Below are 10,274 nucleotides of genomic sequence, written 5' to 3'. Positions count from 1 at the left end.
AGGAAAAAGGGGATTTCTCCACCTAAATACTCATTTAGACTACCCGCGATACTCATTTTTGTATCAAGGGTTGCAAATGTAAAAAGTAAGACATACTGTACTGATTTTTCCAATGAACAAACAAGTCAGCAAAGACGTTGAACTGCCAAGAGTAAAACGGAGACATGATTCTTGGGATGGAAAAACTATTGAATACTTGGTGAATCATCAATCAAAAAAGTCGGCAGGTGAACTGACAATGGAAGCAGTGACAAGTTACTGGCTAATAGAAGCATTAGTGGGGAAGGTAAGTAAAGAGGAATTTATTGAAGCTTGCTTATCAAGTATTGGGCAATTGGAAGGAAAGCTGGTAAAGATTAGAATTTTAATGCAAAAGGTTTCTAATTCTTTTGAAGTAGATAGTAGTGCGATTTTGCCACTACAACAAATAGAGCAGAACAAATCATCGATTTCAGAAAAAAGCTTGCCAATCTCAACAAATGTGATTCGCAAAGATAAAGAAGAACAAGAGGAACTAGAGCAAACAAGTCAACAGGAAGAATCCTTACTATCTGATGATGACTTGGGATTAATGGACTTGAAAATGACACAAGACTTATTAATCGCTACTCAACTGTTGGGATTTGACGAAACAAACGGTAATAAAAATTTATGACAACTACAAATACTAATCACGACAAATCAAGCCAAGTCGTGCAGTTTATACTAACGGCAGACTTGGGGGGTAGTTCAACCAAGGCGATCGCCCAGATTTATCCGGCGGGAGTGCCATTTGCATTGCGGATGAGTCCAGAAGTTGCCGATGTGGGAGAGGGTTCAACCAAACATTTAACTGTAGATGCGCTGCCTGATGATAGTGCTTGGGTGAGAATTGGTCAGGAATATTCTGTCTTAGGGAGTATTGCAAAAAGAGAGTTTGCTGGAACTGCGGCACTGCAAGATTTGAAGTCTGAATATGCCTTGTCAAAGGTTGCTGGTTTGTTGTGGTTAGCTAAACGTCAAATAAATGTAGATATGAAAGAAATGTTTCTCCAGATTTTGCTACCACCTGGAGAAGAGAAGAATGTACAAGATTTGGCTAAAAAGTTTGTCTTGAATTATAGGCAAGGAGTAATAACGCCAACGGGAAGAATGAAAATTCAGGTCAACAGCTTCAAAATTCTTCCGGAAGGAACAGGTATTATTTCTTACAGGAATCGCGCTCTAGGTAATGTATTTCCTCAAAAAAATATCGGATTGTTAATGCTGGGTCATCGTAATGCCAGTTTTACCCTTTCAGAAAAAGGGAAGCTAGCAAAGAAAGAATCGACAGACTTGGGGATGAATTGGGTGTTACAAAAGTTTGTCGAACGTACTAGCGTAGGACTATCGAAAGATGATCCGTGTATAGCGGCGGCTTTAGTGGAGGTAAGTAAAGGTAATTTCACTGCATTACGAAATTTGTCACGTAGGAATACACCATCAGGAATTAACTCGGATTTAGAGTTGTTTAAATCAGTTTTAGAAGTGATTCGGGATGAATACTGTCGAGCATTGCTGCGGTGGGTGAAAAACCATGTACCATTAGACGAAGTTCTCATCTGTGGTGGTACTGGTGAGTTTGTGCGTCGAGAACTGACACAATATTTTCAAACAGAAAGCATCCCTATCGTTTGGAATGGTGGAGTAGTTATTCCCAAATCCTTAGATACCGTTGGCTTGGGTGAGCGACTGGCTGATGTTTGGGCAACTCATATTAGTTATGTGAGAATGCTGGATGAAAATTTTTGCTATGAGCGCAAACAGAGATTAGTACCAGATTCTTATTCCCCAGCAGTTAATCATCTCACTTCCATGAATAAAGTGTAGCTTACATCTTGCACCTTTCCTCATCTGAAAGTGCGACTTTTCAAGATGGTTGGCTCAAACAATAACAAGCGTGAACAATTAACATTGGCAAATTGATATGGCTGAAACGACACATTTGCAGGTACAAGAATTATCACGATTTGCCCAAGAGCAAGACTTCAATCAGCAATATCGACAGTATTTCGGGGATGTCTGGGACGAAGTTGGAGTTAAAGATATCTCCAAAATGACTATCCAAGATGCCGAGCAAACCTTGAAGGTACTAGCTCAGGGTGAAGCATCTCCCCAATTCATCAAATCTCTACTAGCACAAGCAGCAATTGATGGTGCTACACCCCAGGTTTTGGAATATTTCTTGAATAGTGACATTGACGGCGATGGGCGGACTCTGGCACAAGAATTATTTCAGGATGGGACGAACCCATTGGAGCCGGATACACCCCAACCACCACCGAAAGCACAGGTTCTATCCCCATCTCTACAACCAGATTTGGAATGGCAAATATAGCATAAACTCGCTAACTTTACTAGCTACTCCAGTACCGATTTTTTCAGTACTAACGTAGCTAGTTCTTTTTAGAAAGCATATTTAAACTTTTTAAGTTAGGTATGAGTTCCATTTTTCAAAAAGCACACTAGGTGTAATCGATTACGTCAATTACACCTGTTCCCTCAACTAACTCAACAATTAAGTGAGGCCATATTTATGACTTTATTAGGTATTGATAGACCTTTAGATACAACCCAAGTAAAACTGTGGGACGAGCGCGATTTGTCTAATTGCGATCGCCGCCGAGAACATCTAGAAATTCTCCTGTGCCAGAAAGTACAAAAAGGAGAAGACCCTGCCTTGTGTGAGAAAGTATTAGATTATCTATATTTGTCGGCATTTCAGCAAAAACTCAATCGCATTACTGTCCAAAAGGAAAAAGAAAGGTCAGTATTTGCCTCCCTACAGCAAGTGATTATTACGTCCTTTGCTATTTTAGGAATGTTTGCGTTCCTTGCCGCCGCTTCCAACAAATCAGTTGTGCGTTCACCTGGGGTAATCCCTCCAGCTATAGAACAGCAAGTCAATTAACCAAACAATTGGCTTTTTCGTCCAGTCGCAATACAACTCTTGGAGAGGCTACGCTCAGTACAAGGGGAGCAATTGCGGATGTAAAAGGATGCCACTAAAGAGCTGAAAGCGTTGTTTGATAATGCTTTCAGTTTATATTATCACTCGCCCTGCATAGCTCACCTAAAATGCTGTGTCCTTATCGAAAGGCAAGCTGTCAGTATCCTCCCCTGTTCGCAAGTCAACTTCCATTTGCTTGCGGCGTTGCACGTAGGTTCTGCTGGCATAGTTTCTGCTATTCATTTCTTGTTGACCGAAGTTGATGCCCATTTCAGCTTTTTTTGCAGAGACTTTATTGTAGTTGTCCACATCAATTTTCTTGCGGCGCTCCATTTCTGAGAGCCATCCCTCGCTGATGCCCTTTTTAAGTTCAGATTCCATGTATTCGGGTTTGAGGGAACCATCGGGGTTAAATTGCCGCTTTTCGGATTCTGTGAAGAAATCATAAGCAGTGTACACAGTCCACGGTTCTGGTGAGATTTCATCCAGGTGTTTCCATTGGTCATACTCCTGTTTCAACCTCAAAGCATAGTCATCTATTGCTTCATTGCTCATTCCATCAGACAACATTTCAACTCTTGCTTCAAGTTTGAGCGTTCCATCGGGGTTGAATTCTTTTTTGTTCATATTAACCCAACGTTTTATTCTCGACATAAAAACCTCCAATTAATTAATGTAAAAAACTCGGATTATGACTCTCGAATTCAAACACTTTGACACGAGATTAAATCAATGGATTCATACAGGTAATGATTCGGATAACACTAATTCGATTTTAACTGAAACTCTCAACAATACTTTATTAGAATCTTACTTTCCTAATACTAGTTTTTCTTTTGGACATATAGATGAACACAGTACACCATCAGATTTGAAAAATCACCCTGAAGGCCATGTTCTGTTATTATCCTCTAAAACACGTTTATTATATGGGCCAGCCTCATGCTTAGAAACAATTGACAAACTCTGTCCAGACCGGAAAGACCGTGGAGCTTACGGTTCCATTTTTCTTGGCCCTTGTAAAAATGCAATTAGCGAAGAACTAAGTATTTTAATAGTTGATGATTCTAATGGTGAGAACGGAGGGATATTATCAAGTAATTTAGCATATAAATTAGTTGGGGATTGCTATGGGCAAGTTTCAACAGAAATATACGACAAGTTAATTAACAGGGAGTCTCAATCAGATAAAAACTATCGGGTACTTCAACATCGTTTCGGTTGGAAAGAAACCGACGGAGAAGACACTAAATACCGTTTCGGAAAAGGGACATTGCGCCCCTATACGCTAGACAAAATCAAATATGCTGACCAAAGCAACAAGCCCAAAATAGACTTAATAATCCCCATTAGTAGTTTTAAAGGAACAGACAAAGATAAACCCCTTGGAGCATCTAAACCCCAAATTCAGCCGGGATTGTATAAACAGCGTATTTGGTTAGGAGAAAAAGCTCAATCCCAGAAAGGACAAACAGCCATATCACAATTGCTGGCATCCTTCCCCCAAGGTATTAAGGACTTTGCGGAAGAACTAGAAGCGCAAGCCCAAAAACTAGCAGAAATTCAAAGTGACCCAAGGATTGTTGCACAATTATATTGTCAGAATTACGAAAAGCGTAAGATTTTAACTGATAAGCAGAAAGTATCTGTAGAACAAGAAATTACTCAGCAAGTAAATGATGGGTCACTTGTCAAGCAGTTAGAATCATCTGGTTTGAACAGTTATAATGATGAAGAAAATGAGTTAAATGATGAAAATGAGTCATCCCAGAAAGATGATTTGTTTATGTATAAGCTCATCAAAGCTGACTTACTTGGTCATCATCAACTACTAGAAACCGAAAAAGTAAAACAGGAATTAAGTCGCTTTGTACAAAGTGAATGGCGTGATATTGCAGTTGGCAAGACACTAACTTTTGACCGAGGAATGATTATCCCTTCCAAAGAACTCAAAAATGGTGAAATCTGTGTCCCTTGGTTTGATGAAGGAGAAAAAATTCTTAACTTTCGCTCTCCGTTTCTTAATTCTAATGGTCTGTGTGTCTCCATCAACAAAAAAGTTTCAGACCGTTTGGCTCCAGATGGTACAGATTTACAAGGCATCATTGTAGTCAACGATGAAGATCACAAACGTATTTTAGCAAGACTTGAAACCAACGAAATAGCCCCCGCAGAAACCGAATCACAACGCCAAGCACGAGATTTTGACGGCGACTGCATCGGCGTGGCACTTGCTAGTAAATATCCCAATTTCACAGCCGAAGCTGAATACAGAAATCAGCCCGAAAACGCTTATGTCCCTACAGTCAAGCTGAAAAAACAATCATTTTATGATCCCACCGATGGAAGCCAGCCTCCATTTGAAGAAATTGCCATCCACATGAGCGACAGTATCAGTGTGGGAGTGATCAATAATCAAGTTACTGCACTCGAAGCGTTAGAATCCGAAATCGAGATCCTTAAAACTTACGGTACTGAGTCACAAAAGTCAACTTATTTAGACCAAGTTTCTAGTCATTACCAAACGCTCTTTGAGCAAGAACACCAGAAAGACCCAAAGCCAATTCGAGAAGAATACTTTTCTTATATGCAAAGGTTTGTTGAACTTGCTCAATTTCAAAGAACTCCCGATATTATACATCAGGCGATGGATGTTAACCGCCTTCTTTATCGTCAAATGATTCAAGAGGGATGTTTCCAAAACCAAATAGCGGTTGATTTATTCAAAAGTTCAAGAACCCCCGATATGGACTTAATTAAAGAGAATAAACGTTATTTGTATCGAGATGTTAACTATATTAAAGATAAGAAGTCTAGAACAGCTTATTTAAATTCTGGCATTACCCCCACTGGTTACTCGCCAGTAGAATTAGTAATTAACCAAACTAATAAATACTTCCAAGAATCACAGTTAGAATCGCGTCCCATCGTCCAGTTTAAAGACTTGTTCCAAGGAGTAGAATTTACACCACAGCAAAGATTTGCAGCAGTTGCCGCCAAATACGAGTTTGATCAGAAATTCAACGCTGCGGTTCGGATGTCCCGGCTCAGGGAAACAGAGAAAGGCCCATCCGCTATCATCCAAACTCCACAGGGAGCTAAACTCTCAATTACCAACCTCACCCGTTACGGGCATCCCCTAATCTGGAAAGCCCAGACGCTGAACATTCGCTTAGATGAAATAAGAGAGAAATTCAGAAGTTTTGAACGCCCTCACCGATTATTAGCAGTTGCACAAATTAATGGCGAGGTTGGGTCAGATGGAAAACCCGCTTACCGCAACCTGGGGACAGTTAGCCAACAATCTGTGACTGACTACAACCTCAAACCGGGGTTGACCACGCAGGGAGCTAAAGTAATAGAATTTAAACCAGAACTTACTATTCGCCAAACTAAACTACTCTTTGCCTTGGCTTATGAAGCAGCTGAAGCATTTTACGCTTCAATACCAGATTCAGAAAAACTTGCATCCGCCGCCGCCGCTTGGAATATCTGTGCATCCCGCCAAGATGAACTTGAAGTTGCAAGAAAAGAAAACATTGAGCCATCAAATATTGCTAAAAAAGTCTCTAATTTCGCCTTCGCTGCTTTCCCAACTGAGATTATTTCTCGCTTAGATAAGTTGCAATTTACCGAACCGAAATTAGTCACTCTGAAGAATGAGGCGAATCAGTTTCTGGGCAGAAAGTGGAACAATCACGAAAAACACCTCATAGAAATCAGAGCCTCTCACCACCCTGTTGGGCATGAGCGTCACGTTTCCAGGCTAATGTTTGTTCAGGACAAGGACGGACTTTACAAAGAATTCGCCATGCTAGAAAGCAGAAGTGGGATGTTGCCCATTGGCACGAAAGCACAAGCTAGTATGGAAGGCATAGAACCTGCCACCGCTAATGCCACTATTGGATTACCGGGATTTGAACCCGTTGAAATCACCATCCGCGAACTCAAGAACTTCTCTTACCCTGGACAGGTTTTTAACGACCAAGCCGTAAATTTAGAATTTGGCACTGTACCAGTACCAGATCAAACGGTCAAAATTAAGTTAGATGGTAAAACCTTGGGGGAGTTAGACAGTGATTCGCTTCTTCAGTTAAAAGCTGTTGATTATCTCAAAAACGGTAATCCCTTAAAGTTGAAACTCACGTCTATCTCCGAAACTGGAGTGAAGGCGTTTGTCCTGGGTGAGTCTGGCAATGGTAATCTTCTGAAAATTAATAAAATTAACTTCTATGATTTTTCTGGTCAGACATTCAATGATCAAGATTACCGAAAACTGACTATCGAAACTTCAGCTTCTAAACCTAGAGATGCTGTGTTTTTAAATGGTGAACCCTTGGGGGTATTACATTTCAAAAAAGATAAAGACGCGCTCAGACAGCTTGGACTACTCAAAACCGGACAACTTACACCCGCGCCCGCTATTATTCAAAGTAATTTTTCTGTTATTTGCGCTCAAATTGACCCTAATACCGTTGAATATCCCCAGAAGTGGACGAAGGAATTTCAGATTTTTGGGACTCAATCGGTTAATCCCCAACAACTGTATATGATTGATAGTAGCGCGAAAATTCTACATCATATTAAAGAGCGTCCTACTTTCTTGTTTTCGACAGAATCAAACAAAATGGGCTTGGCGGTTGACAACCACAAAGTTGAATCTGTAACCAAATGGCTAAGGGAGCAAAAAGTTGTATATTCCCAAGTCCCGCCGGAAGATTTGATTAGGGAAACCAAGAAAGGTCTAGCAGTATTTAACTTAGTCAATAGTTCAATTCCTCCCAAAACTTTGGAGAGCATGACTAAGAAATTTGGGGCAATTATTGAGTCTACCCTTGAGTATCAGCAAAGAGTTAATTCCCTCGCCACACGACCGCAATTCTTGAAACCTCCATCTCAATCAACACAATCTCCGCCTCAACAAAGCGCTCAATTCCCCCCAAACCAAGAGGTTCAAAATGTCGCCCCTCCTGTCATAAAAGGCAAACCGATTCCTATGAACTACCCATTAATGCTGCACGGGGAACAGAATCCAATACCAGTGAATACTTGCATTGATGCCATGCGCGGATACGGCAGAACTCATACCACTAGAGCTTACGAACCTTATAAACAGTATGGATTTAAACAGGGCGATATTGCTCTTGCTGTTGCTGGTGACAAACAAGTAGCCTTTCGTGTCGGACAACAGTATCAAATTAGCCGAACGATGATTGCTGACCCCGTTTACCAACAGCAGTGGGCGAATATGGAAAAACATTCGCCCAAGGCATTACCAGAACTGTTCACGGGTAAACAGCAGGTGTGGGGACTGCACGTAGAACCATTGGGCGATTATGTCAATGGTCAAATTGTACCTTTCCCAACTCCTATTCACAACAAGTTAGTAAAAACTGAACCTCAAGGTGTGGACAACCGCTCAACAATCACTATTGAGAACTTAAGAGATTGGTACAATGCCGCAGATAAACTGGGTAAGCCTGATGATTACAAAAAACGAATTGTGGAAGTAGCAAATGGGTTTAAATCCGGTGAGCAATTATCACAACTTGCATTGGCAGCAATGAGCAGAGATACAAAAGAATTTGGTGACATTAGCCGACTGACTCAAATTTCTCAGAGAATTGGCATGGTTTTGGGACAATCTCGGCAAGATGGTTTCACTGAAGTTAAAGGCAAGGTTTATGACCTCAGCTTTAACACTGAGCGTAAAGATTTGACTATCTCTAAGAAAAATGGAGATGTAGTTTTAGGTGTTCAATCAGGCAAAGTACACACCTCACAAGTCACGCCTGAAATCCTACAAACTTTTGAAGGAGCTAACTCTCAAATTGATCAAACTTACTCTGATTCTCAAGCTCAGTCAAGAGAAATTCATAGATAAAAATCCCTCGGTAGTTAGCCGAGGGATATAAACTTTATTTCTGGCTTCTGAATTCTTCTGACTTCAAGCAGCTTTTTTGCGTGGTCTACCGGGTTTTCTTGGAGCTTTGGTAGATGTCGTCTTTGCAGTAGTGCCAGTAGTTTTGGTTACTTTGCCTTTAAGGGAAGTAGATTTTTTGGTAGTTTTAGCCTTAGATTTCGATTGGACTTGTGCTGCTGGTGGTAGTAGCCTTAGTGAAGGGAATTGGAGTACAACCGGTTGAGTTTCGGTAGAACTGTTGCGAGGCTCTAGTTCTAATGTCCAGGGGTCAGAAATTTCCTTCACTTGTGATGTAACGAAGGGGATTTGTTGAGGTTCGACTTCTAGTTGTTTAGTGTTAGATAGTGGTTCAAATTGAGTTGCTGTTACTGTGGATTTGGAACTGGTATTGGAGGGTGCAATTGCAATAGGTGGTAATGGCACAACATAAAGTCCGTCGATCAAATCAAAAATCATCAGAGCAACAAAGCTCATGACTATAACTTCAATAACTTGGGTGAGTGTAGATTGAATATCCATTGTATTTTTCCGAAATTTTTAATGTTCACAAAATTTCCGCGAAGCGCTAACAGGCTCGTAATCAAGTACGAGGCGAATACACTCATGTTTTAAAAGGGAATATGAGTCTCTTCATCTTCAAACAAATTCATGGGGAGACTGAAGTTTGAAGGAATATCAGGGGTTTTATCTTTTCAAGCGTGCCATTCTGCTACAGACAATTCTTCGGTTCAGTGACGACTCAAGCGGAAAAATTCTTTTTGCGTCACGGTTGAATAACCTCATGTGTAATTAACAACTTCCTTTGAGCGTTACAAATCAAAGTCAAGGCTGAATGTTTCCCCATCAGAATCCTCTTCTTTCTCCTTTGTAATAGGAGTTGGAGTCTTTGAGGGGAGTTTGTTATCTTCAGTATTAGTCGGCATGAAAGCCACTTGTTGTGTCGGAAATGCACCCTTTCTGAAAGCAAAATAACAATCAATTATAAAGTAAAGCGTCTCCAGGTAACTTTTACCTAGTTGCTGTGATTCGGCAAATATTCGCTGTCGGTAGCTATCTTTGATCCGAACTTTTTCCGGTGCCAAGTCTTGTTTATCTGTCATTATAGTTTCCCTGATGTAGATGGTGAATTCTTGCTGATTATGGTTTTCGCTATTTCTAAAAGCCCAAAGACATTCGCTTCCACTGGATTGTCCAGGATTTTGAAGCCATTCTTCTCTAACAACTTCTTGAATCCTGGTAACAGACAGCCTCCACCAATCGCCCAGATTTCATCCCCCTGGTGCTTGGCATCTAGCGTCAGATTCACCACTTTCTTCAAGTATTTTTCATACCAATCTTTTAAAGAAGCACTGTAAACATCTTTGACATCAATGTCACGGCTGT

8 protein-coding genes and 1 pseudogene are annotated in these 10,274 nt (G+C 40.7%); 5 read left to right on the top strand and 4 right to left on the bottom strand.

What is annotated here, in order from left to right:
- Nucleotides 1–112 precede the first annotated feature (112 nt).
- From LC605_RS28410 to LC605_RS28395, 4 genes are all read left to right on the top strand, one after another.
- On the top strand, nt 113–655 hold the full coding sequence (locus LC605_RS28410; protein ID WP_229550794.1) for a hypothetical protein: 543 nt from the start codon (nt 113–115) through the stop codon (nt 653–655).
- Complete coding sequence (locus LC605_RS28405; RefSeq protein WP_229550793.1) at nt 652–1,848, top strand: ParM/StbA family protein; 1,197 nt, start codon at nt 652–654, stop codon at nt 1,846–1,848. Before LC605_RS28410 ends, LC605_RS28405 begins: the two co-directional genes overlap by 4 nt.
- Before the next feature lie 97 nt (nt 1,849–1,945).
- Complete coding sequence (locus tag LC605_RS28400; protein WP_229550792.1) at nt 1,946–2,356, top strand: hypothetical protein; 411 nt, start codon at nt 1,946–1,948, stop codon at nt 2,354–2,356.
- A 198-nt stretch (nt 2,357–2,554) separates the two neighbouring features.
- On the top strand, nt 2,555–2,929 hold the full coding sequence (locus tag LC605_RS28395) for a hypothetical protein (protein WP_229550791.1): 375 nt from the start codon (nt 2,555–2,557) through the stop codon (nt 2,927–2,929).
- A gap of 162 nt (nt 2,930–3,091) precedes the next feature.
- Here the strand turns inward: LC605_RS28395 and LC605_RS28390 are convergent, their stop codons facing one another.
- On the bottom strand, nt 3,092–3,595 hold the full coding sequence (locus LC605_RS28390; RefSeq protein ID WP_229550790.1) for a hypothetical protein: 504 nt from the start codon (nt 3,593–3,595) through the stop codon (nt 3,092–3,094).
- Nucleotides 3,596–3,659: 64 nt separating this feature from the next.
- Here LC605_RS28390 and LC605_RS28385 point away from each other — a divergent pair, with 64 nt between their 5' ends.
- Complete coding sequence (locus tag LC605_RS28385) at nt 3,660–8,852, top strand: hypothetical protein (RefSeq protein WP_229550789.1); 5,193 nt, start codon at nt 3,660–3,662, stop codon at nt 8,850–8,852.
- A gap of 63 nt (nt 8,853–8,915) precedes the next feature.
- Here the strand turns inward: LC605_RS28385 and LC605_RS28380 are convergent, their stop codons facing one another.
- From LC605_RS28380 to LC605_RS28370, 3 genes and pseudogenes are all read right to left on the bottom strand, one after another.
- The gene (locus tag LC605_RS28380; RefSeq protein WP_229550788.1) at nt 8,916–9,410 is read right to left on the bottom strand and encodes a hypothetical protein; all 495 of its coding nucleotides are present in this window, start codon (nt 9,408–9,410) and stop codon (nt 8,916–8,918) included.
- A 290-nt stretch (nt 9,411–9,700) separates the two neighbouring features.
- A complete protein-coding gene (locus LC605_RS28375) occupies nt 9,701–9,991 on the bottom strand; it encodes a hypothetical protein (protein WP_229550600.1) in 291 nt (96 codons plus the stop codon).
- A pseudogene (locus LC605_RS28370) lies at nt 9,991–10,274 on the bottom strand (hypothetical protein); the annotation flags it as partial. The gene LC605_RS28375 and the pseudogene LC605_RS28370, both read right to left, overlap by 1 nt.

This window comes from Nostoc sp. CHAB 5836 (assembly GCF_020829445.1).
Lineage (GTDB): Bacteria > Cyanobacteriota > Cyanobacteriia > Cyanobacteriales > Nostocaceae > Nostoc.
The sequence above is the reverse complement of the archived record's forward strand: the minus strand, read 5'-3'. Positions and strand labels throughout refer to the sequence as shown.

Bases quoted from the DNA above. Each gene is read 5' to 3' on its own strand.
- LC605_RS28410 (WP_229550794.1), top strand. From the start codon at position 113: ATGAACAAACAAGTCAGCAAAGACGTTGAACTGCCAAGAGTAAAACGG.
- LC605_RS28405 (WP_229550793.1), top strand. From the start codon at position 652: ATGACAACTACAAATACTAATCACGACAAATCAAGCCAAGTCGTGCAG.
- LC605_RS28400 (WP_229550792.1), top strand. From the start codon at position 1,946: ATGGCTGAAACGACACATTTGCAGGTACAAGAATTATCACGATTTGCC.
- LC605_RS28395 (WP_229550791.1), top strand. From the start codon at position 2,555: ATGACTTTATTAGGTATTGATAGACCTTTAGATACAACCCAAGTAAAA.
- LC605_RS28390 (WP_229550790.1), bottom strand. From the start codon at position 3,595: ATGAACAAAAAAGAATTCAACCCCGATGGAACGCTCAAACTTGAAGCA.
- LC605_RS28385 (WP_229550789.1), top strand. From the start codon at position 3,660: ATGACTCTCGAATTCAAACACTTTGACACGAGATTAAATCAATGGATT.
- LC605_RS28380 (WP_229550788.1), bottom strand. From the start codon at position 9,410: ATGGATATTCAATCTACACTCACCCAAGTTATTGAAGTTATAGTCATG.
- LC605_RS28375 (WP_229550600.1), bottom strand. From the start codon at position 9,991: ATGACAGATAAACAAGACTTGGCACCGGAAAAAGTTCGGATCAAAGAT.